Genomic DNA, 24,799 nt, shown 5'->3' with positions numbered 1-24,799 from the left:
TGCGCCAGGAACTGGAGCTGTCGCTCGACGATATCGTCGAGGTGATGCACCGCTGCTGCAATGACGCGCTCAGCCGCAGCGCCATCCACCGCTGCCTGCTGCGGCACGGCATCTCGCGCCGGCCGCTGTCCTCCAAGCCGGCGGTGGGGCGCTTCGAGCCGGCTCCGGTGGGCTTCATCCACATCGACCTCAAGCACCTGACCCGGCTCGAGGGCCATCCCAGCTACGTGTTCGTCGCCATCGACCGAGCCACCCGGTTCGTGCACATCGAGATCATTGAACGGCGCGACGCCAGCACCATCGCCGCCTGCCTGGTGCGCTTGCTCACCGCCTTCCCCTATCCAGTACACACCATACTCACCGACAACGGTGCCGAGTTCACCGATCGCTTCGGCGCCGCCCGCTGGCGCAACCCCAGCAGGCCCACCGGCAAGCACGCATTCGACCTCATCTGCCGATGGTACGGCATCGATCATCGGCTCACCCGCCCGTTCCATCCCCAGACCAACGGCATGGCCGAGCGCTTCAACCGCCGCCTCGCCGACGCTCTGCGCAACCACCCCGCCAGCGGCAATGGTGGCAAGAACAGGTTCGCCTCGCATGACCAGCGCGACGCCTTCCTCTACGCTTTCGTCGACAGCTACAACAAAACCCGCCTCAGGTGCCTCGACTACAAGGCACCCGCCGAGCTCCTCGCCAACCTCACGGGACACAACACGAAAGCGGGGATCTCCGTTTGAGATGGTGCCGCAAGCAAGAAAACAGAGGTTCCCGCTTTCGCGGGAATGACCCGGTGGCTGGGTCACGGCAATAGCTCAGGGACATATCGGCGTTTCGCCTGGGCCCAAGCCTATTCGGCCGCCACCTGCTCGGTGGGATAGTTGCTCCACAACGCGTCGGCGCCCAGCGTGCTCAGAAGTTTCAGATGCGCGGCGAACTCGCTGTCACTGAGGCGAGACGCCAGCGGCACCGGCCGCTGCCGCGCCGGCACGATGGTGACGGTAATGCCGGGCTCGACATGCGTTTCGGCGACCAGCGCCAGCGCCACCTGCCGACCACCAATCAGCTCCAGATAGACATCAGCGAGAATCTCGCTGTCGAGCAGCGCGCCGTGCAGTACGCGCTTCGAATTGTCGATGCCATAGTGCTTGCAGAGCGCATCGAGGCTGACGCGGGCGCCCGGATGGCGTTCGCGCGCCACCATCACGGTATCGATCACCTCATTGGTGAGGCCGGGCCGGCCGAGCTTTTCGAGCTCATAGTTGAGAAAGCCCATGTCGAACGGCGCGTTGTGGATGACCAGCGTCGCATCGGTGATGAACTCGAGGAAGCCATCCACCTCGGCGCGGAACAGCGGCTTGTCGCGCAGGAACTCGGTCGAGAGCCCGTGCACGCGGAACGCTTCGTCGGGCACGTCGCGCTCGGGATTGAGGTAGATGTGAAAATGCCGGCCGGTCGGGATGTGGTTGATCAGCTCGACGCAGCCGATCTCGACAATGCGGTCGCCTGTCACCGGCGACAGGCCGGTGGTTTCGGTATCGAGGACGATCTCGCGGGTCATCTGGCCTGAGCTTCTTGACGCAGCCTCTGCACCAGTTCGGCAACCCGCTGGCGGGTCGCATCGATGGTATTTGAGGTGTCGATTATGTAGGTGGCGCGTTTCACCTTTTCAGCCTGCGGCAGCTGCCGGGCAAGGATGGCTTCGAGCTTTTCCACCGTCATCCCCGGCCGGGCCAGCGCCCGCCGGCGCTGCTCGGCTGCATCGACCACGGTGACGATCACCGCATCAAGCCCCCAGTCGACGCCATTCTCGAACAGCAGCGGGATATCGACCACGGCCATCGCTTCGCCGCGTGCCGCGGCATCGCTGAGGAAAGAGCGGATCCGCGCCCGAACCAGTGGGTGGACGATCGCCTCGAGCTGCTGCAGGCGGTGGGGATGACCAATCAGTTGCCGGCTGAGTTTCTCACGATCGATGACGCCCTCGACGCTGACCCCGGGGAAAGCCGCTTCGACCGGGGCCACCGCAGCCCCACGATAGAGCTCGTGCACCGCGTCGTCGGACGAAAAGGTCGGCACCCCCTGGTCGGCGAACGCCTTGAGAGCCGTGGATTTGCCTGTGGCGATCGAACCGGTGAGGCCAAGTTTCAGCATCAGAGCGTCGCCTCCACCTTAGCCCGCAGGGCCGGCGTCACCTCGGGGCGCACGCCGAACCAGGCGGCAAAGCCCGGGATCGCCTGATGCAGCAGCATGCCAAGGCCATCGACGGTGCGGAGCCCGAGGGCGCGGGCATCGGCGAGCAACGGGGTGACCAGCGGCACATAGACGATGTCGGTGACCAGCGCGGCCCGTGGCAGCAGCGTCAGGTCGAGATCCTCGAAGCGGGTGTCATGCATGCCGATCGAGGTGGTGTTGACGACGAGGCCGGCACCGGGAGCGTAACGGGCATAGTCGGCGAGCGCGCCGGGGACGAATGGCCCGGAGATTTCCTTCGCCAGCGCCGCGGCCTTCTCCGCCGTGCGGTTGAGCAGCACGATCTCGGAGACCCCCTGCTCCCGCAACGCCACGAGGATAGCCCGCGCCGCGCCGCCCGCGCCGAGCACGATGGCGCGCTGCAGCCCGGTCGCCCAGCCGGGGGCGTTCTGCTCGAGGTTGCCAAGAAACCCCATATGGTCGGTATTGAAGCCGTAGATCCGGCCATCGGGCTGGCGCACCAGGGTGTTGGCGGCGCCGATGGTTCTGGCCAGCGGATCGACACTATCGCAGAGCGCGAACACCGCTTCCTTATGCGGGATGGTGACGTTGCCGCCGACGAACTCGCCTTGGCGCAGCCGCTCGACGAAGGCCGGCAGATCCTCCGGCACCACGTCGATCGCCTCATAGCTGCCGCCTATCCCGTGCTCGGCCAGCCAGGTCCCGTGGATCAGCGGCGAGCGGGAGTGCTTGATCGGGTGCCCGATGACGAAGGCTTTTTTCACGTGAATCACTGGCTCAGCGTTTGGGGGGCATGCTGACGCAGCGCGGCCAGCAGAGGCAACAGCGGCAGGCCCAGAATGGTGAAATAGTCGCCCTCGATCCGTTCGAACAGCCGGATCGAGGGACCTTCGAGCCGATAGGCGCCGACCGAGCCGAGAACATCGGGGCCCCCGAGGGATAGTACCAGGTCGCGCTCCGCCGCATCGAAGCGGCGCATGGTCAGTCCGGCGCTCTCGGTGGTCGACCACAGCAGGCTGCCATTGGCGGCGAGCGCGACGCCGGCATAGAGGTGGTGCGTTCGACCGGCCAGCCGATCGAGTTGTGCTGCCGAAGCGGCGAGGCTCTCTGGCTTGTGCAGCAGCTCCCCGTCGAGGGCCAACACCTGGTCGGCGCCGATGACAAAGCCCGGCCGCGTGACGGAAACCGCAAGCGCCTTGGCTTCGGCGAGGCGGCGCGCCACCAGCGGTGCATCACCGCCTTTCCCCAGCACATCGCCCTCGAGAGCCCGTTCGTCGATTGGTGCTGGACTCGTTTCGAATCGCAGGCCGGCTCCCGCCAGCAGGGCTTTTCGCGTTGGGCTCTTCGAGGCGAGGATCAGCATGGTCTGGGGTTTTCCACACTGTCCTTGTTCGCTCAAGTCCGCCGGCGGTGGAAAAGCCGATGATGGCCGTACCGCGGTGAGTTCTCCCCGGTGGGACGAAATCCTTCAACAGCCCGGCCCCCGGGGAGAGTTAACGAAGGCTTAATGTGAGCTGTGGGGATAACCGGGTGCGTCTGGCACTCCACCATCCACAGGCCCGTTAACGGTTTGTTAGCGATTGTGACATGGTTAAGACTTAGTAAACCGGGCGAGTCCGACGACGTCCCCGATCCTTCACGACCACTGATTCACAGCCCCCGCTCCACCCGTCTGCCGCGCGCTTCTGTCGCCACGTGCCGCGTTGTGGGCAAAGCGGAATTCCTGCAAAACACCGCCATGATAATGATGATTAAGAATCTAGATTCTTTTGGATTGGTTGGGCGATGACCGCGACGCCGGTGCTGAAACCGCTGCTTGAGACAGTGCTCGGACGGCGCCAGCAGCGTTTGCCGATCTGGATCATGCGGCAGGCCGGTCGCTATCTGCCGGAGTATCGCGAGCTGAGGGCCAAGGCCGGCAGCTTTCTCGATCTCTGCTACAACCCGGAACTGGCGGCGGAAGTGACGCTGCAGCCGCTGCGGCGGTTCGATCTCGATGCGGCGATCCTCTTCTCCGATATCCTGGTGATCCCCGATGCGCTCGGCCAGTACGTCCGCTTCGAAGCCGGCGAGGGACCACTACTCGAGCCCGTAACGACAGAGACGATCCCGCGGCTCAATCCCAAAGGGGCTTTGGAGAAGCTCAGCCCGATCATCGAGACCGTTCGACGGGTTCGAGCGGGCCTCGGACCTGAGAAGACCCTGATTGGCTTCTGTGGCTCCCCCTGGACGGTGGCGACCTACATGATCGGCGGGCGCGGCTCTTCCGACCAGGCGGCGGCGCGGGTGTTCGCCCTGACCCAGCCGGAGGCCTTTGCGCGGCTGATCGATATCCTCATTGAGGCGAGCATCGATTATCTGGCGGCGCAGCTCAGGGCCGGCGCTGACGTGGTGCAGCTGTTCGAGAGCTGGGCGCTGAACCTCGATGAAGTGGCGTTCCGCAACTGGGTGATCGAACCGAACCGCCGGATTGTCGAAGGGCTGAGGACGCTTATTCCAGGCGCGCCAGTGATCGGCTTTCCGCGGGGAGCAGCGGGCAATCTGCCCGCGTATGCCAGGGCGACGGGGGTCAACGTGCTCGGGCTCGACTATGCAATGCCGCTTGGTTTTGCTGCCGAACTGCCGGCCGGGCTCGGGGTGCAGGGCAATCTCGACCCGCTGCGGCTGCTGGCCGGTGGCGAGCAGATGGATGATCGGGTGCGCCAGATCGTTGCGGCGTTCCGCGACCGTCCCCACATCTTCAACCTGGGGCACGGCATCGTGCCGGAAACGCCGATCGGCCATGTCGAGCGGCTGATTGCAGTGGCGCGGGGAGCCTAGACGATGGAATGGGTCAAGGCGTTGCATATCCTGTCGGTGATCGCCTGGATGGCCGGGATGCTCTATCTGCCCCGGCTGTTCGTCTATCACGCCGATGCCGAGAAGGGGTCGGTGCAGTCCGAGACCTTCAAGGTGATGGAGCGCCGGCTTTATCGCGGCATCACCACGCCGGCGATGATCGCCACCTGGGTATTCGGGCTGTGGCTGGCCTTCGGTTTTGGGATCGTCGATTTCAGTCAGGGCTGGATGTGGCTAAAGGCCGTGATGGTGATCCTCCTGAGCGGCATTCACGGCTTCTACGGCCGAGTGCTGCGCGACTTCGCCAACGACCGAAACACCAGGCCGGCGAAGTTCTTCCGTGGCATCAACGAGGTGCCGTTCGTCATTGCCATCGTCATCGTGATCTGTGTCGTGGTGAAGCCGTTCTGAGGCGCGCCGTGAGCAGCTGTTGTTCCACGTGAATCCGCATTCCGCTTGAATGTGGCGAAGCTTTTAGCTATCTGAAGCGCACTGCCTGATCGATGGGCGCCTCCCCGGCGCTTTCCGGGCGAACCCCCCTCTCCGTACATTCCCGCCACTCACGATTGCCCAAGGGTCTTCCACGCAATGGAAAATATGAAGCTCAGCGAGCTCAAGGCCAAGACGCCTGCTGAATTGCTTGAATTCGCCGAGACTTACGAGGTCGAGAACGCCTCGACGATGCGTAAGCAGGAACTGATGTTCGCCATCCTCAAGGAGCTGGCGGCGCGTGAAGTCGACATTACCGGCGAAGGCGTGGTGGAAGTGCTGCCCGACGGCTTTGGGTTCCTGCGCTCACCGGATGCGAACTACCTGCCCGGCCCGGACGATATCTACGTCTCCCCTTCGCAGATCCGGCGCTTTTCGCTTCGGACCGGCGACACGGTTGAAGGCCAGATCCGGTCTCCCAAGGAAGGCGAGCGCTACTTTGCGCTGCTGAAGGTCAACACCATCAACTTCGAGGACCCCGAGAAGGTCCGCCACAAAATCAACTTTGACAACCTGACGCCGCTCTATCCCGATGAACGGCTCCGCCTCGAGCTGCCCGACCCGACGGTCAAGGACAAGAGCGCTCGGATCATGGATCTGGTGGCGCCGCTCGGCAAAGGCCAGCGCGCCCTGATTGTTGCGCCACCGCGTACTGGTAAGACCGTATTGTTGCAGAATATCGCACAGTCGATCGCCATCAATCACCCCGAGTGCTACCTGATCGTGCTGCTCATCGACGAGCGGCCTGAGGAAGTCACCGACATGCAGCGCTCGGTGCGCGGCGAAGTGATCTCCTCGACCTTCGACGAGCCGGCGTCCCGCCACGTCCAGGTTGCCGAAATGGTGATCGAGAAGGCCAAGCGCCTCGTCGAACACAAGCGCGACGTGGTGATCCTGCTCGATTCGATCACCCGCCTCGGCCGCGCCTACAACACCGTGGTGCCAAGCTCGGGCAAGGTGCTGACCGGTGGTGTGGACGCCAATGCGCTGCAGCGCCCCAAGCGCTTCTTCGGCGCCGCCCGCAATATCGAGGATGGCGGCTCGCTGACCATCATCTCGACAGCGCTGATCGATACCGGCTCGCGCATGGACGAAGTGATCTTCGAAGAGTTCAAGGGCACCGGTAACTCGGAAATCGTCCTCGATCGCAAGGTTTCCGACAAGCGGGTGTTCCCGGCGATGGACGTCACCAAGTCCGGCACCCGTAAGGAAGAGCTGCTGGTCGAGCCCGATATTTTGAGGAAGATGTACGTGCTGCGCCGCATTCTCAACCCGATGGGCACGGTCGACGCCATGGAGTTCCTGATGGACAAGATCCGTCAGACCAAGACGAACTCCGATTTCTTCGACTCGATGAACACCTAAGATCAAGCTCTGATGCGCGACGACGATACCATCGTCGCCCTCTCCTCCGGCGCCGTTCCCTCGGGCGTGGCAGTCATCCGGCTGTCGGGCCCGATGTCCGGTCGGGTACTGAGCGATATGCTCGGCGCCCTGCCCGTGCCACGGCAGCTGAAGCTGGCCGATATCGCCATTGGCGGCGAAACGCTGGACCGTGGGCTCGTTGCCTGGATGCCGGGACCGCAGAGTTTTACCGGCGAGGACTGCGCGGAACTGCAGGTGCATGGCTCGCCGGCAGTAGTTCGGGCGCTGCTGCGGAAACTCAGTTCCCAACCAGGCATCAGGCTCGCCGAGGCCGGGGAGTTCACCCGCCGCGCCTTCGAGAATGGCAAGCTCGACCTGGTCGAGGCCCAGGGGCTTGGCGATCTGATCGAAGCCGAGACCGAGAACCAACGCGCCCTCGCCCAGGCGCGGCTTGAAGGCGGCCTCACCCGACAGGTCGAAGGCTGGCGCGAGCAGCTGCTGGACCTCCGGGCCGAGATCGAGGCGCAGATCGACTTCTCCGATGAAGGCGACGTCGGCGCGTTGCCGCAGAGCTTTGGCTCCGAGGTCGCGACATTGCGCGATGCTATCGGTGACGTGCTGGCCACCCGGGGCCAGGGCCGCATCCTCCGCAGCGGCTTCCGGGTCGTGCTGGCTGGCCCGCCCAATGCCGGCAAGTCGAGCCTGCTCAACGCGCTCTCGCGTTCGGACGCCGCAATTGTCTCCGACGAACCCGGCACGACGCGGGACCTCAAGGAAGTGCCGCTCGACATCAAGGGGCAGTTGATCATCCTGGTGGACAGCGCCGGGATCCGCGACACAACCTCGAAGGCCGAGGCGATTGGTGTTGAAAGGGCAAGGCAGGCCATGCTCAGCGCCGATCAGGTGCTGTGGTTGCGAGCGCCCGACGTCGACGGCGAAGGGGTGGAGCCACCGGAGCTTGCAGGGGAATCGGGCCGTCAGCCGCCGGTAGCGACGATCGGAACGAAGAGTGATCTTGGTTCTGTGCCCGGCGCCGACCTCGCCGTTTCCGTCAGCACGGGCGCTGGCATCGCCGCGCTGCTGGACCGCCTCTACGAGGCGTCGGGCGCGGGGGCGGTGCAAGCATCCGAGTTGCTGGTCAGTCACGAGCGGGACCGTGAGGCTCTGCTGGCGGCGGTGATCAGCCTGCACCAGGTGGCAGGTCACCTCGAGAGTTCGGAGCTGGCGGCGGAGGACTTGCGCCAGGCGTCATTCGCGCTGGAACGCCTGCTCGGGCGAATGGACGCCGAATCCGTGCTGGACCGGCTGTTCAGCGCCTTTTGCATCGGCAAATGATTCACGTGGAACATTGCCGCCGGTGCCCGGACGTTGATTCACGTGAAACATTGGACTAGACCCGCCGCTCCAAAGGATTTCCTGAGATGAGCGACTTCGGCGTCATTGTTGTTGGTGGTGGACACGCAGGCAGTGAAGCAGCTGCAGCCGCGGCGCGACTTGGCGTGCCGACGGCGCTGATCACCCACAAGTTCGCAACCATTGGCGAGATGAGCTGCAACCCGGCGATTGGCGGGCTCGGCAAAGGCCACCTGGTACGCGAAATCGACGCCATGGACGGACTGATGGGTCGGGTCGCCGACGCCGCCGGCATTCAGTTCCGGGTACTGAACCGGCGCAAGGGGGCCGCGGTGCGTGGTCCCCGGGCCCAGGCTGATCGCAAGCTCTATCGCCAGGCCATGCAGGCGGCGATCCTCGCCCAGCCCAACCTCACGGTGATCGAAGGCGAGGTCGATGACCTGATCGTTACCGATGGCCGGATCGCCGGGGCGGTGCTGCTCGACGGACGTCGCTTCGGCGCCAAGGCCGTGGTGCTGACCACTGGGACGTTCCTGCGCGGCTTGATCCATCGCGGCGAGGAGACCGTGCCGGCCGGTCGCGTCGGCGAGAAGCCGGTGCTCGGGCTGTCGACCCGGCTCGAGGCGCTGGGGCTGACGCTCGGGCGGCTGAAGACCGGCACGCCTGCACGCCTCGATGCCACCTCGATCGATTTCTCCGGCCTCGAAGAGCAGCGCGGCGATGATCCGCCGGAGCCGTTCTCGGCCTTGACGACGGCGATCACCACGCGGCAGATCAGCTGCTATATCACCCGGACGACGTCCGATACCCACCGGATCATCTCCGAAAACCTGCACCGCTCGGCCATGTATTCCGGCCGGATCAAGAGCCGCGGCCCGCGCTATTGCCCGTCGATCGAGGACAAGGTGGTTCGCTTCGCCGACCGGGACAGCCACCAGATCTTCCTTGAGCCCGAAGGGCTCGATGACAACACGATCTATCCGAACGGCTTGTCGACCTCGCTACCGGCTGAGGTACAGGAGGCTTTCCTCAAGTCCATGCCTGGGCTGGAGAATGTCCGGATCATCCGGCCGGGTTACGCGATCGAGTACGACTATGTCGATCCGCGCGAGCTCCGCCCGACGCTGGAACTGCAACGCCTGCCTGGCCTCTATCTGGCCGGCCAGATCAACGGCACTACCGGCTATGAAGAGGCGGCAGCCCAGGGCCTTTACGCTGGTGCCAATGCCGGCCTTGCCGCGAAGGGTGCCGGAACGCTCCAGCTGTCGCGCACCGAGAGCTATCTCGGCGTGATGGTCGACGACCTGGTGACGCGCGGCGTCAGCGAGCCCTACCGCATGTTCACCTCGCGGGCCGAGTTCCGGCTGCACCTCCGCAGCGACAATGCCGATCAACGGTTGACCCGGATCGCTGCCGGTGTCGGCCTCGTCGGTGAAGAGCGTCAACAGCATTTCGAGGCGCGCGCTGCGGCGCTGAGCGCGGGCCGAGCGACGCTCGACCGACTGCGGACCACGCCGACGGCGGCGCGCAAGGTCGGCCTGGCGGTCAACGCCGATGGCCACGAGCGCAGCGCCTTCGAGTTGCTGTCCTACCCCAATGTTGAAGCGGCCAACCTGGTGCCGCTGTGGCCGGAGATCGCCGAGATCGCGCCTCAGATCCTCGACCAGCTGACGGTCGATGCGCAGTATGCCGTCTACCTGCAGCGCCAGGAGGCTGATATCGCTGCGGTTAAGCGCGACGAAAGCCGCGAGATTCCGGATTGGCTGGATTACGCCGCCCTGCCGGGCCTCTCGATGGAGATGCGACAGAAGCTTGGGCAACAACGGCCGGCGACGATCGCTCAGGCGCAGGCCATTGACGGTGTGACGCCGGCTGCGATCACCCTGATTCTGTCGGTGGTCCGGCGCGGCAGCCTGCGTCAGGCGAGCTGATGGGCGACCTCGCGCCCTACTCCGGCCGCTTCGTTCGCCCAGAGGCCACTGTTCGGCGGGATCTGGAATCGTTTGCTGCGCTGCTGAAAAAATGGAACGCGGTGCAGAATCTTGTTTCACGTGAAACAGAGAATGCCCTGTGGTCGCGCCACGTGCTGGATTCGCTGCAGGTTCTGCCGTTGCTCCGGCCGGTCGACGAGCGATTCCTCGATGTTGGCTCAGGCGGTGGCTTGCCGGCCCTGCCCTTGGCAATCGCCCTCAACGGTGGCCGGGCAAGCTTCACCCTAGTCGAGCCGATCGGCAAAAAGGTCGCCTTTCTCAGGCAGGTTATCCGGGAGCTCGGCCTTGCGGCAGAGGTGCACGCCGGGCGGACCGACAGCTTTGATTCACGTGAAACACCCGGCGACCGTGTCGGGTTCAATGTGATCACCTCCCGAGCGCTCGCGGCGCTGCCGCTGCTGCTTGAACTTATCCACCCCTTCTTTGGGCCGGAAACCCGCGCGATCCTGCACAAGGGCAAGGATCATGCTGTGGAGGTCGAGGAAAGTCGTTTGGCGTGGGAGTTCGACGTGGTAATAGTCAAGAGCGCCACCGACGAGGCCGGCGTGTTGCTGGAGATCAGCAATTTGCGACGGAAATCAAATAGTTAGCGGAAACGCTCGGAGGCCGTGCCTTGGCTCCTCGAATCCTGACCCTCGCCAATCAGAAGGGTGGGGTCGGCAAGACCACTACCGCAATCAACCTGGCTACGGCGCTCGCGGCAATCGGCGAACGCGTGCTGATCGTCGATCTCGACCCGCAGGGCAACGCCTCGACGGGCCTCGGGATCTCGCGCGTCGATCGTGACGTCTCGAGTTACGACCTGCTGATGGGCGACGCCAAAGTGGCGGCGGCCGCGGTGATGACCAGCGTGCCGAACGTCGCGATCGTGCCGTCGACGCTGGATCTGCTTGGCGTCGAGCTCACCATCGCCCAGCAGGCCGACCGGGCTTTCCGGCTGCGTGATGCCTTCCGGGTGATGAGCGACCTGACCATTAATGGCCAGGCGGTCAGCTACGTGCTGATCGACTGCCCGCCGTCGCTCAACCTCCTTACCATCAATGCGCTGGTCGCTGCCGATGCCGTGCTGGTGCCGCTGCAATGCGAATTCTTTGCGCTCGAGGGTATGAGCCAACTGCTTCAAACCATTGAGCAAATTCGCACCACCCTGAACCCGCGGCTGTCGATACAGGGTGTTGTGATGACGATGTTCGATCGTCGCAACAACCTCAGCGAGCAGGTGCTGGCCGACGTGCGCTCAGAGATGGGGTCGCTGGTCTACGACACGGTGATACCGCGCAATGTCCGGCTGTCGGAAGCGCCGTCCTACGGCAAGCCGGCGTTGCTCTATGACCTCAAATGTGCCGGCAGCCAGGCGTATCTGCGCCTCGCTACCGAAGTGATCCGGCGTGAGCGCCAGCTCATGGCCGCATAAGGAAGTTGGAATGAACGAGAAACCATCACGGCTCGGGCGTGGCCTCGCGGCGCTGATCGGCGACATGGCGACGATGGAGGGCGCGCGGCTGGCCGATGGCAGCAGCTCCAAGCGCTTGCCTGTCGACTTCCTGATCGCCAACCGTGCCAACCCGCGGCGCGATTTCGACCCGGCTCAGCTGGAAGAGCTGACCAGCTCGATCCGCGAGAAGGGCGTGATGCAGCCGCTGCTGGTGCGGCCGACCAATGATCCGAACCAGTTCGAGATCATCGCCGGCGAGCGCCGCTGGCGCGCTTCGCAGCGCGCCGGGCTGAACGATGTGCCGGTGATCATCCGCGACGTCGATGACAAGGAAGCGCTTGAGCTTGCGATCATCGAGAACGTACAGCGCGTCGACCTCAATCCGCTCGAAGAAGCAATGGGTTACGGGCAGCTGATCGAGCAGTTCGAGTATACCCAGAACGACCTGGCGCAGGTGATCGGCAAGTCCCGCTCGCACGTCGCCAACACGCTGCGGCTGCTAAAACTGCCGGACGATGTGCGTGGCATGCTGGCGAGCGGTGAACTGACGGCGGGTCATGCGCGTACGCTGATCACGGCGGACGATCCGGTGGCCTTGGCCAAGCGCATCGTCGGCGGTGGCCTGTCGGTGCGCGAAGCCGAGGCGATGACGCAGCGCGAGATCAATGCGCCCAAGAAGAAACCGGCAGCCCCCGAACAGAAGGACGCCGATACGGCGGCACTCGAGAAGCGCCTTTCAGATGTGCTGGGGCTGCATGTGGCGATCGACCACAAAGACCAGGGCGGCCGGTTGGAGATCCGCTATCGGACGCTGGAGCAGCTTGACGGGATTTGCATGAAGCTGACGGGCTACGGGGTTTAGTCCTGGCCAGGTGTTTCACGTTTAGCGTGGGTTGGCGCTGACGCCTCAAGTTGCGCCTGGACCGCGCCACATCGCCCCCTCGCCCCTCTGGGGAGAGGGCGGTGAATGAGGCCAAAGGCCTCGTTCGCGGGGTGAGGGGCGCGAGACCGACGGGCGGAGCCACACTGCTGGCACCGAAAAACTGGTGCCCACTTCCGCCATCGTTGCCATTCGAGCGTAGCTCTCATGGCCTCCTCACCTGAAATCGCTCCACTGGAGCGATTTCGCCGCTGGCGCGGCCGGTTTGGAGTGTTTCACGTGGAACGCTGGGGCTAACGCTCTGCAGCCATTGTACAAACTGCCAGAAGCGCGCGGCGGCTGACGGTGTCGGCGAGGCCGTAGCGCTTGCGGCTGTCGGCGACGGCGAGCTGCAGCCGGTCGAGTGCGGCGCTGAGCGCATCGTCGGTCCACAGCCGCAGCTGGCGCTCGATTGAGGAGCGGCGGGAGAAGTGCGGTTTGGGGCGGGCGTTGTCGAGTACGGCGCCCGGCGACTTGCCGGCATCGACCTCGACGCGCCAGCGCCGCAGGGTGGTGAAATGACCAAGCGCGCTCGCGAGGATCTGCTGGGAATTGACGCTCTGGGCAATGGCTCGTTCGAGCGCCGTATCGAGGTCGGCGGCATGGCCGGTGCCGGTGGCGTCGACCACTTCGTCGAGCACCAGCGCAGCGTTGTCGGCGCAGAGCGTCAGCACATCCTCGCGGGTCAGGAGCTTGGTATCGGCGGCGAACAGCACCAGTTTCTCGAGCTCGCGGCGGGTGATCTCGCGGTCGTTTCCGAGGCTGTCGCGGATCGCCGCGACGGTATCCTGGTCGGCGCGAATGCCCGCCTTGGAGAAGGTCTCGGAAATCAGCCGGCCGAGCGATTCGTCGTTATCGGGGTAGCAGGGCAGTGCCCGGCCGAGCTTTGCCGCTTCGACTAGAGCGCGCAGCGGATCCTTGGGCGTGAGATTGCCGGCCTCGAGGATGATGATGGACCCCGGATCGTCGCGCAGTTCGGTCAGCGGCATCACCAGCGACTTGCCGGCGCCACGGACTCGAATCACCCGCCGATCGCCGAATAGCGAGGTGGTCTTGGCTTCGACGGCGAGACGTGACGGATCGGCATCGAGCTCGGCGCCGTCGAGGACGACGAGGTTCATGCTGTCGGCGTCGTTGCCGGCATAGCGGCGCGCCAGGCGCTGCGCGGTCTCGCGCACCAGGCCGGTATCGGGGCCGTAGGCAAGGATAATACCGGCTTCGAGATCGGGGCGATCGACGAAGCGGGAAACCTCGTGCGCCTTTAGCGCCCCCATCAGCTGGCCGATTGGGCGAGGGCGCTAAGGAGGGTCAGCCGAACCGTCTCGGCCAGGGCGCGCGCCGCGCGTTCCGTGGCTTCGCGCTCGGCCTCGCTGGCGGCGAGGGCCTGGCTGTCGGTGGTGTAGAGCGCGGCGGCCGACCGGCTGGTCGAGAGGATGACCGAGCCATCGGCGCCGATCAGCTCAATCTGCGCGGTGACCACCATTTCCTTCTGATCGGTCGGGCGAACGACGTTGGAGCGGGTGAGATCGCGGCCGTAAGACGAGGTGGCGATGCGAACCGTCGGGCTCGAGGCATCGCTGGCGCGACCGAAGCGCAGCACCAGTTCCTGGTAGATGATCTGCTCGGCCCGGCTATTGGGCTTGGCGTAGTTCAAGGGATGCCGCTCGACGCCGATACCGCGTTCGCCATAGACCGGGGTCAGCCCGGTGCAACCGGCAAGCGCCGTCGCACCGAGCAGGCTCAGCGCGATAAAGACATTGCGTAACAATGGCTTAGATGACCACATTGACGATCCTGTCGGGGACGATCACCAGCTTCTTGGGCGGCTTGCCTTCCAGCATGCGGGCAACCGCTTCGAGTGACAAGACCTCTTTCTCGACCAGCTCCTTGGCGGCGCCGACCGGCACGGTGATCTCGCCGCGGCGTTTGCCGTTGACCTGCACCGGCAACACGACGGTGCTGTCGACCAGCAGTGATTGATCGGCCACCGGCCACGGGGCGTCGACCACGAGGCCCGTCTTGCCGAGCGCCGCCCAGCAGGTTTCGGCCAGGTGGGGCATCATCGGAGCGACCAGCTGCACCAGGCGCTCCACCGCCTCACGGAAGGCGTCGCGCTGCGCCCGAGAGACGCTCGAGGCGACCGACTGCGAGAACTTGGCGATGGCATTGGAGAGTTCATAGATCTGCGCGACGGCGCGGTTGAAGCGCAGGCCCTCGATCTCGCCGCCGACATTGGCAACAGCGCGGTGCACCACCTTGCGGAGCTCGAGCACGCCGGCGTCGCTATCGCCCTTGAGGCGGGAGGCGATGTCGTCCTCGAGGTCGAGGAAGTCGCCGACCAGCTTCCAGACGCGCTGCAGGAAGCGGCTGGCGCCTTCGATGCCGGCCTCGGTCCACTGCACGTCGCGTTCGGGCGGCGAGTCGGACAGCATGAACCAGCGCGCCGTGTCAGCGCCGTAGGTCGAGACGATCTCGTCCGGATCGACGACGTTTTTCTTGGATTTGCTCATCTTTTCGATGGAGCCGATGGCCACGGCCTCGCCGGTCTGGCGCATGCTGGCGCGGCGTTCGCCATCGACCTGTTCGATCCGGATGTCGGCCGGCGAAACCCATTCGCCGTTCGGACCGGTGCCGAGCTGGTAGGTCTCGTGCACCACCATGCCCTGGGTAAACAGCCCCTTGAACGGTTCGCTGAGGTTGAGGTGGCCGGTCTGCTTCATGGCGCGGGTGAAGAAGCGCGAATAGAGCAGGTGCAGGATCGCGTGCTCGACACCACCGATATACTGGTCGACCGGCAGCCAGGTGTTGGCGATCCCCGGAATTGTCGGCGTGTCGGCATGCGGTGCGGTGAAGCGGGCAAAATACCAGGAGCTGTCGACGAAAGTGTCCATGGTGTCGGTCTCACGCGTCGCCGGTCCCGCGCATTTCGGGCAGGCGACATGCTTCCAACTCGGATGGTGGTCGAGCGGGTTGCCGGGGCGGTCGAAGCTCACGTCCTCAGGCAGCACCACCGGCAGGTCCTTGTCGGGCACCGGCACTGCCCCGCAATTCTCGCAGTGGATCACCGGGATCGGGCAGCCCCAGTAGCGCTGGCGCGACACGCCCCAGTCGCGCAGCCGATAGTTCACCTCGACCTTGCCCTGCGGCAGGTTGTCGACAGTGCGCTCGGCAAAGTGCGCGGCAATGGCTTTCTTGGCCGCATCGATCTCGAGCCCGTCGAGGAACTCGGAGTGATAGATGCGGCCCGGGCCGTTGTAAGCCTCTGAATCGACTTCGAAAGTCGCAGCATCGGCGCCGTCCGGCAGCACCACCGGGAGCACCGGCAGGTCGTAGCGGCGGGCGAAATCGAGGTCGCGCTGGTCATGCGCCGGGCAGCCGAAGATGGCGCCGGTGCCGTAGTCCATCAGCACGAAATTGGCGATGTAGACCGGCAACGTGGCGCCGGGCTTCACCGGATGTTTCACGTGCAGCCCGGTGAAGATGCCGAGCTTTTCCGCCTTGTCGATGGTTTCGGTGGCGGTGCCGTGGCGGCGGGTCTCGGCGATGAAGGCCGCGACCTCGGGGTTGTCCGCGAGGCTCTGCGCCAGCGGATGATCAGCCGAAATGGCAATGAAGGAGGCGCCGAAGATGGTGTCCGGGCGGGTGGTGAACACCTCGATCGAGGTGAACTTCTGCCATTGCTCGGTCAACTCGAACAGCAGGCGCAGGCCCTCGGACTTGCCGATCCAGTTGCGCTGCATGACGCGCACCTTCTCGGGCCAGTGGTCGAGGGTGTCGAGTGCCTCGAGCAGCTCCTCGGCAAAATCGGAGACTTTGAAGGCCCACTGGTTCAGCTCGCGCTGCTCGACGATGGCGCCCGAGCGCCAGCCGCGGCCATCCACCACCTGCTCGTTGGCGAGCACGGTCATATCGACCGGGTCCCAGTTGACCTTGGATTTCTTGCGGGTGACGAGCCCTTCGCGCAGGAAATCGAGGAACAGCTTCTGCTGCTTGGAATAATACTCGACGTCGCAGGTGGCGAACTCGCGGCTCCAGTCGATGCCGAGGCCGATCGACTTCAGCTGTTTGCGCATCGCGGCAATGTTGGCGTAGGTCCAGGCCTTGGGGTGGACCTTGTTCTGCATGGCGGCGTTCTCGGCCGGCAGGCCGAAGGCGTCCCAGCCCATCGGGTGCAGTACGTTGCGGCCCATGGCACGCATGTAGCGCGCCAGGACGTCGCCCATGGTATAGTTGCGAACGTGTCCCATATGGATGCGCCCCGAGGGGTAGGGGAACATCTCGAGCACGTAGTAGGGCTTGCGGCTATCGTCGTGTTTGACCTCGAAGGACTTGCCGTCCTCCCAGGCCTTCTGCCAGCGTGGCTCTTCGACACGCGGATTGTAGCGCTCGGTCGTTCTACCAGTCACTTCGGGAAGTCCTTAAAGCCGCAGATCACGTTGCGTAGATACGTTGCGTTATTGGGGGTTTTTGGCTACCGGACCTTCATCAGAATTCCGTTAACCGGTCAACAGAGAGGGCCATGCAGAACGCCCCGGAAAGCCTCGAAATCATCCGCGCCCGGATCGAGCGGGCGCACCAGCGTTTCGGTCCGCCGCCGGATCGGGTGGAGCTGGTTGCCGTCTCCAAGACCTTCGATGCCGCAGCAATCCGGCCGTTTCTTGACGCCGGCCAGCGGGTGTTCGGGGAAAACCGGGTTCAGGAGGCCAAGGACAAATGGCCGGAGCTGCGGGCATCGTATGACGGCATAGAATTGCATCTGATCGGCCCGTTGCAGACCAACAAGGCGCGCGAAGCGGTGGCGCTGTTCGACGTGATCCAGACCGTCGACCGCGAAAAGCTGGCCGGCATCCTCGCCGAGGAAATGAAGCGGGCCGGCCGACGGCTGCCGGTGTTCGTGCAGGTCAATATCGGGCTCGAGGAGCAGAAGGCGGGGATCGCGCCGTCGGATGCCGCGGCGTTTGTCGGGCGCTGCAAGGACTTGCACGGGCTCGATGTGGTCGGGCTGATGTGCATCCCACCCGAGGCCGATCCGGCCGGGCCGTATTTCGCCCACCTCGCCTCGCTGGCGCGCGACGCCGGGGTCGAAAAGCTGTCGATGGGGATGAGCAGCGATTTTGAGACGGCCATCGCCATGGGCGCCACGCATGTGCGGGTCGGCAGCGCGCTGTTCGGGCACCGGGGATGAGTGCCACCTGGCTCAGCCTCGCCGAGGCGGAGCAGTTGGTGGCTGAACGGCTGGGAGCGAGCCCACGGGCGGCGCATTCCCGCTTCGTCGGCGGGCTGATGCGGCAGCTGGCAGGTGAACTCGGCGCCGACACCAGACTGTGGCAACTCGCCGGGCTGGTGCACGATCTCGACTATTTCGCCGTCGATGGCGACTGGAGCCAGCACGGGGTGCAGACGGCCGAGTGGCTGAAGGATCGTCTGCCGGACGAGGCGCTCTCAGCGATCGCGGCGCATGATCATCGCACCGGGCTCGAGAGCGCAATGCCGATCGCGGATTGCCTCAGGTTGGCGGATGGTCTTGCCGTGCTGGACGAGGACGCCGGCCGGGATCGCACGCTTGCTGCGCTGGCAGGCGGGTCAATCGCCGATGTCGTCGGCCGCCGCACGTTCCTGATCGAGATCATCGCTGGCAACGCGGCGAAGCACGGCGTGAGGCTGGCAACGCTCTCGAACCTCCTCGCGGGTCTGCCGCGGCAGGACCAGCTCTGACTGCGGTGCTATGGCGCCATAGCATACCGCCATACCGCGTTATGCCTGCCAGATGATCTCGGGCTCCTGGCGCGGAATGCCACTGGGGGTGCCTGACGGGTATCCCAAGGTGAGCGCGGCATGTGGGGTATAGTTGGCTGGGATACCGAGTTTGGCGCGGGTAGCCGGGTCGCGCAGCCACAGCATCGGTGAGCCGACCCAGCAGGTGCCGAGGCCTCGGGCATGGGCCGAGAGCATCAGGTTCTGCCCGGCGCGGTTACAGTCCTGCAGCGCCTGGCCATAGCCATCGTCGAAACCGCAGATAATGACCACCGCCGGCGCGTTGAAGAAGACAAGGAAGCCGGGCTTGTCGACCCAATCATTGGCGCGATCGGGCTTGCGGTGCGCGCGGGCGAAGGCGAGGGCGGCATCGCCATATGCTGCAATGCGCTCGATGCCCTCGATGACGACGAAGACGAATGGTGCGGCGCCGCTGGGCGGCGGGGTTGGCGCCTGCGCTGCATCATGCAGGATCGCCGCAACGACGGGGCGCGGCACGAGGCGCGGCTCGTAGTCGCGGATAGAACGGCGACCATAAATGGCTGCAATCGTATCCATGGCGAAGCTACCCATCAGCGCTGTTGCCTTGGGACCAGCATAGCCGAGCCAGACTCGGCGGTCACCGGTGGCGGCGAACGCGGCATGTCATCTGTGCAGATGACAGCCGGAACCGCCTCGCGGTGCGACCTTGCCTGCCGTTAACCGACAAGGAGGCAAGGATGGACATCTACAGCCTGGTTGCGGGCACGCCGCGGGAGCCGTCGCGACAGCAGCCGATGAGCGCGCGGGACGAGCAGCTCTATTATGAGCGGGCAGGGCTGCCTCGACTCCCCCGAGGCCTGACCACGTCGCTGGCAACGCTGGCTGGGGCCATGCTGATGCTGCTGGTCGGCGGCTATGTGTTCTGACCCATGCTATACTGGGGGAGGCACCGGAGGTCGCGGGATGGTCGACGTCGAAGCTGACAAGGCCGCAATCCTCAAGATGATCCGGGCGGAGACAGATGCCTGGCTGCATCGGGATTTCGAGGCGCTGGCCAATTGTTGGGTGCATTCCCCGCAGAGCCGGCGCCTCCACGCCTTTGCCGCAGTGGGGGTGAGTGTCGACGAGGGCTGGGAGGCGATCGCCGCGCATATCCGCAACGTCATGGCCCGGCATCCCGAACCGAACGCCTTCGAGGGCCGCGTGCGCTGGGAGGGGATCAACGTCGTCGTCAACGGCGACATGGGCTGGGTCACCTACGACCAGATCGGCCTCGATGATGCAACCGACGTCAAACGGCTGCTAAAGGTGGTGCATCGCGACGCCGGCGCGTGGAAGATCGCCTGTCTCTCGGTGATGCAGAGCGTCGCCGTACACTCGGGCTGCCCGCTGATAGAGGTGGATGCGGCAGCGCAAGTGCTATGGATGAACCAGCAGGCACAGGACCGCATCCGCGAGCATGCGGGCTTAGTGGTATCCGGCGGGCGCCTGCAGGCGCGACAGCGCGGCAGCCGGCCGGCCCTGCGCGAGGCGCTGCGGCTGGCGTTCAGCGAACTGGGCAGCCAGGTGCCGCTGAACGTGTCTGGCAAACAGGATTGGGCGGTGCCGCTTGGCGACGACGATTTCTCGGTGCCGCTATTCTGCTGGGTGCAGTTGGAGGACGGCAAGGTGATGGTGTCGTTCGACGATGCTGAAACCGTCGCGCGCCGGATCGCGGGCGCGCAGGCCGTCTACGGACTCTCCCCGGCCCAGGCGCGCGTGGCCGCATTGATCGTCGAGGGCCGTGAACTCGCGGCAGCGGCGGACCTGCTCAAGATCAGCATCAACACGGCGCGCACGCACCTGCAGCGCGCTTTCGACAAGACCGGTGCGCATAGTCAGCCGGCCTTGGTGCGGCGGCTGCTGAGCGCCGATGCGCCCCGCCGATGACCTATCGGCTCGCGACCAGGCGCTGCCAGCGGCCTGGGGTCATGCCGAAAGCCTTGAGGAAATGGCGGTGGAAGTGGCTCTGGTCGGCAAAGCCGGTTTCGGCCGCGACATTGGCAATGGACTGGCCTGCCGCAAGCAGCCGTCGGCCCTGGGTGACGCGACGCATGGTCAGGTAGCGGTGCGGACTGGTGCCGAAGCGGGCGCGGAACTGGCGCGCCAGGGTAAAGCGATCGAGGCCGGAGACGGCTTCGAGTTCATCGGAGCGGATCGGCTGCAGTCCGGCGTGGTTGAGGAGTTCCGCCACCCGCGCCAGAGCCACCAGATCGAGCAGCGATGCTCGCTTCGGCGGTGCATCGGCACGACGCGAGAGGCCCTCGGTGAGCTCGGTAACCACCTGGTCGGCCACCAGAGGTTCAAGCATCTCGTCCATGTCGCCAAAAGCTTCGAGCAGCGCTGAACGGAGCGCCACGTCATCGACGACCGGCTCAGCAACGAAGGGCAGGCCGGCATTCTGCAATCCGGCCTGCACCAATGCCGGGTCGAGGTAGAGCATGCGGTAGGTGAGGCCCTGCTCGGTGCCGGCGCCGCCGTCATGGATCTCGTCGGGGTGGAGGATGATGACCTGGCCTGGCAACGAGGCCCGGACCTCGCCGCGATACCAGAAGCTCTGCACGCCGCGCAGCGTCACGCCGAGCGCATAGGTATCGTGCCGATGCCGGGCATAGGCATTGCCGACGAACCGCGCCTCGATCCGCTCCAGGCCCGGATAGCCGGGTGCGGCGCGCACCGCGTCGTTCGTCGCGCTGCACAAACGTTCAAGACCGACGCCGGTCTCTGCGTCTAGGACCGGCGGCAGGTCAGCACCTCTGTTCCGGGTTTCCACCATGTTCGACACCAAGATCGCCATCGTATTGCGCGAGGATCTCGCGCCGTGGCAAGCGCTCAACGTTACCGCATTTCTTGCCGCCGGAATTGCGGCTCAGCACCCTGAGATCATCGGCGAGCCCTATATCGATGGCGCCGGCAACCGCTTCAGTTCGCTGTCGGTGCAGCCGGTGATCGTCCTCGCGGCGGATGCCGAAGCGATACGAAGCATTCATCGGCGCGCCCTGGAGCGCGGCATCGTGACCTCGGCCTATATCGAGGAGATGTTCGCGACCGGCCACGATGCGGCCAACCGAGAGGTGTTTTCGCGATTTGCGCCGGAGGATGCGAAGGTCGTCGGCATCGGGCTGCGGGCCGAGCGGAAGATCGTCGACAAGGTGGCCAAGGGGGCACGGATGCACCCCTGACGTGGCCCGGCGGCACTGCTATGGCGTCATAAGACCCCTAGGTTGCGGGCTGTTGCGGCGATCGAACCGCCGGCAGGTCGAACATCGTCAGCTCCGTGCCCGTGAGCTCCAGGGTCGAGGCCGGCTGGAGCATGCCGTTCAGTTCGAGCCCGGCCGGCGGGTTGGCGAAGACCAGCTTGATCGGGCGCGTGCGTTGGGAGGTGACGCGCACAACGCCGTCGGACACTGCGATCTCGAGGCCGTCGTGCCGGAGCCCGGCTCCGGGCTCGAGGCCGGCGATGAGGAGGACCGCGATCCCGGGTGCGTCGATGTCGGCGGGCATGCTGGCGCCAAGACGGGCTTCGTGATGGAAGGCCAGGGGCAGGGCGGCGCCTTGGCGGAGGAAGACCGGGATCTCTTCGAGTGGGGAAGCGACCTGGTGGGTTTGCCCGCCGTCATACCAGCGGTTCTGGAACAGGTGCCACCAGCGTCCCTTGGGCAGGTAAACCTCGCGGGCGGTTTCACCTTCCCGGATGATCGGGGCGACCAGCAGGTCGCGGCCGAACAGGTACTGGTCCCACAGTCCGATGGCTCGGTGATCGTCCTCGAAATCCAGCAGCATGGCGCGCAGCAGTGGCTGCTTCTCGGCCACGCACCAGGCGGCCTCGCGCTGCAGATACGGCATCAATGACATGCGGAGGTTGGCGAAATAGCGATAGCCGGTGAGCGCCCGCGCGTCGCCGGAGCGTTCGGCGATGTTCCAGGGGGTACGATCCTGGTTGAATTCGGCCTTGCTCTCGGCGTGGTACTGCATGATCGGGCAGAAACAGGCCATGGCGGCCGAGCGCACGTAAAGCTCGGCGCTCGGTACTTCGCCGGAGAAGCCGCCGAGGTCCCAGCCCCAGAAGATCACCCCCGACATGCCGGCCGAGAGTCCGGCGAGGATCGAGCGCTTGAACGCATCCCAGGTGGAGCGCTCATCGCCGGCCCAATGGGCCGGGAAGGTCTGCGCCCCGGTATAGCCGGCGCGCGAAAAGCAGATGCCGCCATTCTGCTGGGCGAAGCGGTAGTAGGCTGAGATGTAGTCGCGGGGGTAGGCGTTGCGGTGCTCGAGCCCGGTGCGGCCATCGGCGAACGCCAAGTCCTTGCCCCAGACCATCTCGCCGCCGTCGGTCTTGAAGCCGTCGACGCCGAGCTCGTCGATCAGGTACTGGCGCTTCGAAAACCACCAGTCGCGGCCGGCGGGGTTGGTGAAATCCAGCAGCAGGCTGTCCTTGAACCAGCCCTCGGGCAGCCTGAGCGGCGTGCCGTCGGGATGTTTCACGCCAAACCCTTCGGCGAAGAAATGGTTTTCGTCATTGCGCTTCTGCAGGTGCTTCAGCGCCGGGGATTGCTTGATGATCGGTATCTGCCACAGGATCAGCCGCAGGTCGTTATCGTGCAGGTGCGCGGCGAGGCCCTTGGGGTCGGGCCAGCGGCCCCATTCGGGAAAGCTGAAATCGGCGCAGGTGAAAGCCTCGGCGCCGGGTTTTTCGGCGTATTGGGCGTCGTTGAAGATGTAGAAGGTCGCTTCGTCCGACCAGGCTTCGATGACGAGGACCGTGGCCGGGATCTGGTGCTCCAGGGTGAGCGCTACTTGCTTTCGCACCTCGGCCTCGCTGTCCCAGTTGTTCGAGGACATCCAGGGACCGAGCGCCCAGGCGGGGACGGGTTCGGGGTCGCCGGTGAGCGCCATAAACTGGCTGACCTGCGCGGCGACGGGGCCAGTCAGCAGGTCGATCGTGAGGTGGCCGGCTTCGACACCGAGCCGGGTTTCCCCTGCTATGCCGAGGTCGAACCAGGAGTAGGAATCGGTCGCGAGATGGAGCCCGAAGCCGGCGTCGGTATAGCCGACCGGCATCGGCATATAGGTCCGTAAGCCCTGTTCCTTGTACTGGTTGTAGAGGAACTGATCGACGCGGTTTCCTGCCTGGTTCAGGGCGTTGTAGCGCTCGCCAAAACCGTACCAGCCGCAGGGCGGGTGGGTGAGAGTGGCGGAGATCTCGCGAATGGCGCCGTCGCGGGCCTCGAGCCACGAGATATCGGTGAGGGTGGCCACGCCCAGTTGCAGCGGGAAAGTCGTCGTGTCGCCGACGCCTGGGGTGATGTCGAGGCGGCCGTCCGAAACGGTGACGCGCACCGGGGCGCTGCCGCGTTGCCGGCGCCGGAGCGTCTCGTAGACAAACGGTCCCTGGGCGACCTCGGGATGCTCGGTGAAGCGGATGCCGTATTCGACCAGCGATCCCGCCGGAGTGCGCGGGAGGATGAACTCCCAGCAATCGCCCTTGAAGCTGCCGGCAATGGCGGTTGCACCGACGATGAGTTCGAGCGGTTCGTCCGCCGACAGCGGCGAGGCCTGGGCGCGGACGATGACCTCGTCGGCATCGGTGATGAGTTTGGGGAAACGCTCCTCAAGCAGCGGCTCGTAGCGGTTGCCATTGCCATCCGGGGCGTGGCGGATGAAGCGGGCTTCGAGCTGGCCGAGCGCCTTGAGGCGTAGGGCGACGATCGGCGCCGGCACGTCGGCGAGCAGCTTTCGGCTTTTGGCGTAGCTGCCCTGCTCGGCATAGTACCAGGCGAGCAGCTGGCGGTCGGCCGCGGTGGCGCTGGCCAGGCGCTCGGGTGCCGTGAGAGTGCGGACCGCGTCGACCAGCACCAGGTCCTCGCAGTCGAACAGCCCGAAAGGCACGGCGGCGAGCAGCACGTCGAACGTGAGCGTTGCCTTGTCGGAGGACGACATCAGCGCGCCGAGACGCACATGGTTGGCGTAGACGTGGTTCTTCACCCGGCCGACGAGGCGCGTGGTGCTCTCATCGCGCGCGAGGTGATTGGTTTCGCGCAGGGCGGCCGCCCATAGCGCCACGACCCAGGTGTCGGTGGTTTGGTTCTGATTTGGCGAGAGTTCGCGCTCGAGGCGCGTGGTGATGGCGGCACGGAGCGCCGCGGCTTTGGTGGAGCGGAGCAGTGTGAGGTCGCCCGCGAGGGCGGCGAGGTAGAGGGAGAGGGCGGCTTCGATCGGGTCGGTGGGATCGGCGGCAGCCAGGCGAACAGCAATCTGCGGCGCGGCCGCGGAGGGATCGCGCAACAGCTCGGCATAGAGCTCGAGGAACCAGGGGTGGCGGGTGGCGAGGGCGGGTTCGCGAGCGTCGGTGGTCATGGCTGGTTCCGGTCTGGCAGCCCTCCCCCCTGCGGGGAGGGGTGCCAGGCCGGAACCAGCCCG

24 protein-coding genes are annotated in these 24,799 nt (G+C 65.3%); 14 read left to right on the top strand and 10 right to left on the bottom strand.

What is annotated here, in order from left to right; translation table 11 throughout:
* The coding region (locus VW23_RS08765) for a DDE-type integrase/transposase/recombinase (protein WP_069909195.1) at positions 1–740 on the top strand (740 nt) is incomplete at its 5' end.
* A 110-nt stretch (positions 741–850) separates the two neighbouring features.
* Here VW23_RS08765 and dnaQ read toward each other — a convergent pair.
* From dnaQ to VW23_RS08745, 4 genes are read right to left on the bottom strand one after another with little or no spacing between them, the layout of a single operon-like run.
* On the bottom strand, positions 851–1,561 hold the full coding sequence (dnaQ, locus tag VW23_RS08760; protein WP_069909194.1) for a DNA polymerase III subunit epsilon: 711 nt from the start codon (positions 1,559–1,561) through the stop codon (positions 851–853).
* Positions 1,558–2,154 (bottom strand): dephospho-CoA kinase, encoded by a 597-nt coding sequence (gene coaE, locus VW23_RS08755; protein WP_069909193.1) that lies wholly within the window; start codon positions 2,152–2,154, stop codon positions 1,558–1,560. Before coaE ends, dnaQ begins: the two co-directional genes overlap by 4 nt.
* Positions 2,154–2,978: a shikimate dehydrogenase gene (locus tag VW23_RS08750; protein WP_069909192.1), complete on the bottom strand. Its 825-nt coding sequence runs from the start codon at positions 2,976–2,978 to the stop codon at positions 2,154–2,156. Before VW23_RS08750 ends, coaE begins: the two co-directional genes overlap by 1 nt.
* A 5-nt stretch (positions 2,979–2,983) precedes the next feature.
* Positions 2,984–3,577: a Maf family protein gene (locus VW23_RS08745; RefSeq protein WP_069909191.1), complete on the bottom strand. Its 594-nt coding sequence runs from the start codon at positions 3,575–3,577 to the stop codon at positions 2,984–2,986.
* A 422-nt stretch (positions 3,578–3,999) separates the two neighbouring features.
* On the opposite strand from VW23_RS08745, the gene hemE reads away from it, so the two are divergent.
* From hemE to VW23_RS08705, 8 genes are all read left to right on the top strand, one after another.
* Positions 4,000–5,034, top strand: a complete 1,035-nt coding sequence (gene hemE / locus VW23_RS08740; RefSeq protein WP_069909190.1) for a uroporphyrinogen decarboxylase — start codon at positions 4,000–4,002, stop codon at positions 5,032–5,034.
* A gap of 3 nt (positions 5,035–5,037) precedes the next feature.
* Positions 5,038–5,463, top strand: a complete 426-nt coding sequence (gene hemJ, locus VW23_RS08735; RefSeq protein WP_069909189.1) for a protoporphyrinogen oxidase HemJ — start codon at positions 5,038–5,040, stop codon at positions 5,461–5,463.
* A 177-nt stretch (positions 5,464–5,640) separates the two neighbouring features.
* Positions 5,641–6,906 carry a transcription termination factor Rho gene (gene rho / locus VW23_RS08730; RefSeq protein WP_055874583.1) on the top strand — a complete coding sequence of 422 codons (1,266 nt, stop codon included), beginning with the start codon at positions 5,641–5,643 and terminating at the stop codon, positions 6,904–6,906.
* Positions 6,907–6,918: 12 nt separating this feature from the next.
* Positions 6,919–8,241 carry a tRNA uridine-5-carboxymethylaminomethyl(34) synthesis GTPase MnmE gene (gene mnmE / locus VW23_RS08725; RefSeq protein WP_069909188.1) on the top strand — a complete coding sequence of 441 codons (1,323 nt, stop codon included), beginning with the start codon at positions 6,919–6,921 and terminating at the stop codon, positions 8,239–8,241.
* A gap of 86 nt (positions 8,242–8,327) precedes the next feature.
* Positions 8,328–10,190 (top strand): tRNA uridine-5-carboxymethylaminomethyl(34) synthesis enzyme MnmG, encoded by a 1,863-nt coding sequence (mnmG, locus tag VW23_RS08720; RefSeq protein ID WP_069909187.1) that lies wholly within the window; start codon positions 8,328–8,330, stop codon positions 10,188–10,190.
* Positions 10,190–10,840, top strand: coding sequence for a 16S rRNA (guanine(527)-N(7))-methyltransferase RsmG (rsmG, locus tag VW23_RS08715; protein ID WP_069909186.1), 651 nt, complete (start codon positions 10,190–10,192; stop codon positions 10,838–10,840). The genes mnmG and rsmG overlap by 1 nt, the downstream gene beginning before the upstream one ends.
* A gap of 23 nt (positions 10,841–10,863) precedes the next feature.
* Positions 10,864–11,664 (top strand): ParA family protein, encoded by an 801-nt coding sequence (locus tag VW23_RS08710; RefSeq protein WP_069909185.1) that lies wholly within the window; start codon positions 10,864–10,866, stop codon positions 11,662–11,664.
* 10 nt (positions 11,665–11,674) lie between these two features.
* Complete coding sequence (locus VW23_RS08705) at positions 11,675–12,547, top strand: ParB/RepB/Spo0J family partition protein (RefSeq protein ID WP_069909184.1); 873 nt, start codon at positions 11,675–11,677, stop codon at positions 12,545–12,547.
* 311 nt (positions 12,548–12,858) lie between these two features.
* Here VW23_RS08705 and holA read toward each other — a convergent pair whose 3' ends face one another.
* From holA to leuS, 3 genes are read right to left on the bottom strand one after another with little or no spacing between them, the layout of a single operon-like run.
* Entirely contained in the window at positions 12,859–13,878 is a 1,020-nt protein-coding gene (holA, locus tag VW23_RS08700; RefSeq protein ID WP_069909183.1) for a DNA polymerase III subunit delta, read from the bottom strand.
* A complete protein-coding gene (gene lptE / locus VW23_RS08695; protein ID WP_084645791.1) occupies positions 13,878–14,390 on the bottom strand; it encodes an LPS assembly lipoprotein LptE in 513 nt (170 codons plus the stop codon). Before lptE ends, holA begins: the two co-directional genes overlap by 1 nt.
* The gene (leuS, locus tag VW23_RS08690) at positions 14,377–17,010 is read right to left on the bottom strand and encodes a leucine--tRNA ligase (RefSeq protein WP_069909181.1); all 2,634 of its coding nucleotides are present in this window, start codon (positions 17,008–17,010) and stop codon (positions 14,377–14,379) included. The genes lptE and leuS overlap by 14 nt, the downstream gene beginning before the upstream one ends.
* Positions 17,011–17,123: 113 nt before the next feature.
* Here leuS and VW23_RS08685 point away from each other — a divergent pair, with 113 nt between their 5' ends.
* Both VW23_RS08685 and VW23_RS08680 read left to right on the top strand, forming a co-directional pair.
* A complete protein-coding gene (locus VW23_RS08685) occupies positions 17,124–17,789 on the top strand; it encodes a YggS family pyridoxal phosphate-dependent enzyme (RefSeq protein WP_069909180.1) in 666 nt (221 codons plus the stop codon).
* Positions 17,786–18,319, top strand: coding sequence for an HD domain-containing protein (locus VW23_RS08680; protein WP_069909179.1), 534 nt, complete (start codon positions 17,786–17,788; stop codon positions 18,317–18,319). The genes VW23_RS08685 and VW23_RS08680 overlap by 4 nt, the downstream gene beginning before the upstream one ends.
* Before the next feature lie 39 nt (positions 18,320–18,358).
* Here the strand turns inward: VW23_RS08680 and VW23_RS08675 are convergent, their stop codons facing one another.
* Positions 18,359–18,916 carry a nitroreductase family protein gene (locus VW23_RS08675; protein ID WP_176730361.1) on the bottom strand — a complete coding sequence of 186 codons (558 nt, stop codon included), beginning with the start codon at positions 18,914–18,916 and terminating at the stop codon, positions 18,359–18,361.
* Between the two features lie 161 nt (positions 18,917–19,077).
* On the opposite strand from VW23_RS08675, the gene VW23_RS08670 reads away from it, so the two are divergent.
* Both VW23_RS08670 and VW23_RS08665 read left to right on the top strand, forming a co-directional pair.
* The gene (locus VW23_RS08670) at positions 19,078–19,266 is read left to right on the top strand and encodes a hypothetical protein (RefSeq protein ID WP_069909177.1); all 189 of its coding nucleotides are present in this window, start codon (positions 19,078–19,080) and stop codon (positions 19,264–19,266) included.
* A gap of 37 nt (positions 19,267–19,303) precedes the next feature.
* Positions 19,304–20,269 (top strand): helix-turn-helix transcriptional regulator, encoded by a 966-nt coding sequence (locus VW23_RS08665; RefSeq protein ID WP_141728276.1) that lies wholly within the window; start codon positions 19,304–19,306, stop codon positions 20,267–20,269.
* Position 20,270: 1 nt separating this feature from the next.
* On the opposite strand, the gene VW23_RS08660 is transcribed toward VW23_RS08665, so the two are convergent.
* Complete coding sequence (locus tag VW23_RS08660) at positions 20,271–21,056, bottom strand: AraC family transcriptional regulator (protein WP_244513470.1); 786 nt, start codon at positions 21,054–21,056, stop codon at positions 20,271–20,273.
* Positions 21,057–21,153: 97 nt separating this feature from the next.
* Here VW23_RS08660 and VW23_RS08655 point away from each other — a divergent pair, with 97 nt between their 5' ends.
* The gene (locus VW23_RS08655; RefSeq protein WP_069909174.1) at positions 21,154–21,561 is read left to right on the top strand and encodes a DUF2000 family protein; all 408 of its coding nucleotides are present in this window, start codon (positions 21,154–21,156) and stop codon (positions 21,559–21,561) included.
* 37 nt (positions 21,562–21,598) lie between these two features.
* Here the strand turns inward: VW23_RS08655 and VW23_RS08650 are convergent, their stop codons facing one another.
* The gene (locus tag VW23_RS08650) at positions 21,599–24,736 is read right to left on the bottom strand and encodes a glycoside hydrolase family 31 protein (protein WP_069909173.1); all 3,138 of its coding nucleotides are present in this window, start codon (positions 24,734–24,736) and stop codon (positions 21,599–21,601) included.
* Positions 24,737–24,799 lie beyond the last annotated feature (63 nt).

This window comes from Devosia insulae DS-56 (assembly GCF_000970465.2).
In the GTDB taxonomy this organism is placed as follows: domain Bacteria; phylum Pseudomonadota; class Alphaproteobacteria; order Rhizobiales; family Devosiaceae; genus Devosia_A; species Devosia_A insulae.
Note: the sequence above shows the minus strand (reverse complement) of the source record. Positions and strands in the feature narration are given on the sequence as shown.

What these genes read in the sequence shown, in the direction of transcription:
- rho (WP_055874583.1), top strand. Translation starts at nt 5,641, where the DNA reads ATGGAAAATATGAAGCTCAGCGAGCTCAAGGCCAAGACGCCTGCTGAA.
- VW23_RS08705 (WP_069909184.1), top strand. Translation starts at nt 11,675, where the DNA reads ATGAACGAGAAACCATCACGGCTCGGGCGTGGCCTCGCGGCGCTGATC.
- coaE (WP_069909193.1), bottom strand. Translation starts at nt 2,154, where the DNA reads ATGCTGAAACTTGGCCTCACCGGTTCGATCGCCACAGGCAAATCCACG.
- VW23_RS08650 (WP_069909173.1), bottom strand. Translation starts at nt 24,736, where the DNA reads ATGACCACCGACGCTCGCGAACCCGCCCTCGCCACCCGCCACCCCTGG.
- lptE (WP_084645791.1), bottom strand. Translation starts at nt 14,390, where the DNA reads ATGTGGTCATCTAAGCCATTGTTACGCAATGTCTTTATCGCGCTGAGC.
- rsmG (WP_069909186.1), top strand. Translation starts at nt 10,190, where the DNA reads ATGGGCGACCTCGCGCCCTACTCCGGCCGCTTCGTTCGCCCAGAGGCC.
- hemJ (WP_069909189.1), top strand. Translation starts at nt 5,038, where the DNA reads ATGGAATGGGTCAAGGCGTTGCATATCCTGTCGGTGATCGCCTGGATG.
- mnmE (WP_069909188.1), top strand. Translation starts at nt 6,919, where the DNA reads ATGCGCGACGACGATACCATCGTCGCCCTCTCCTCCGGCGCCGTTCCC.
- VW23_RS08675 (WP_176730361.1), bottom strand. Translation starts at nt 18,916, where the DNA reads ATGGATACGATTGCAGCCATTTATGGTCGCCGTTCTATCCGCGACTAC.
- VW23_RS08745 (WP_069909191.1), bottom strand. Translation starts at nt 3,577, where the DNA reads ATGCTGATCCTCGCCTCGAAGAGCCCAACGCGAAAAGCCCTGCTGGCG.
- VW23_RS08665 (WP_141728276.1), top strand. Translation starts at nt 19,304, where the DNA reads ATGGTCGACGTCGAAGCTGACAAGGCCGCAATCCTCAAGATGATCCGG.
- VW23_RS08685 (WP_069909180.1), top strand. Translation starts at nt 17,124, where the DNA reads ATGCAGAACGCCCCGGAAAGCCTCGAAATCATCCGCGCCCGGATCGAG.
- holA (WP_069909183.1), bottom strand. Translation starts at nt 13,878, where the DNA reads ATGGGGGCGCTAAAGGCGCACGAGGTTTCCCGCTTCGTCGATCGCCCC.
- VW23_RS08680 (WP_069909179.1), top strand. Translation starts at nt 17,786, where the DNA reads ATGAGTGCCACCTGGCTCAGCCTCGCCGAGGCGGAGCAGTTGGTGGCT.
- hemE (WP_069909190.1), top strand. Translation starts at nt 4,000, where the DNA reads ATGACCGCGACGCCGGTGCTGAAACCGCTGCTTGAGACAGTGCTCGGA.
- dnaQ (WP_069909194.1), bottom strand. Translation starts at nt 1,561, where the DNA reads ATGACCCGCGAGATCGTCCTCGATACCGAAACCACCGGCCTGTCGCCG.
- VW23_RS08670 (WP_069909177.1), top strand. Translation starts at nt 19,078, where the DNA reads ATGGACATCTACAGCCTGGTTGCGGGCACGCCGCGGGAGCCGTCGCGA.
- VW23_RS08655 (WP_069909174.1), top strand. Translation starts at nt 21,154, where the DNA reads ATGTTCGACACCAAGATCGCCATCGTATTGCGCGAGGATCTCGCGCCG.
- mnmG (WP_069909187.1), top strand. Translation starts at nt 8,328, where the DNA reads ATGAGCGACTTCGGCGTCATTGTTGTTGGTGGTGGACACGCAGGCAGT.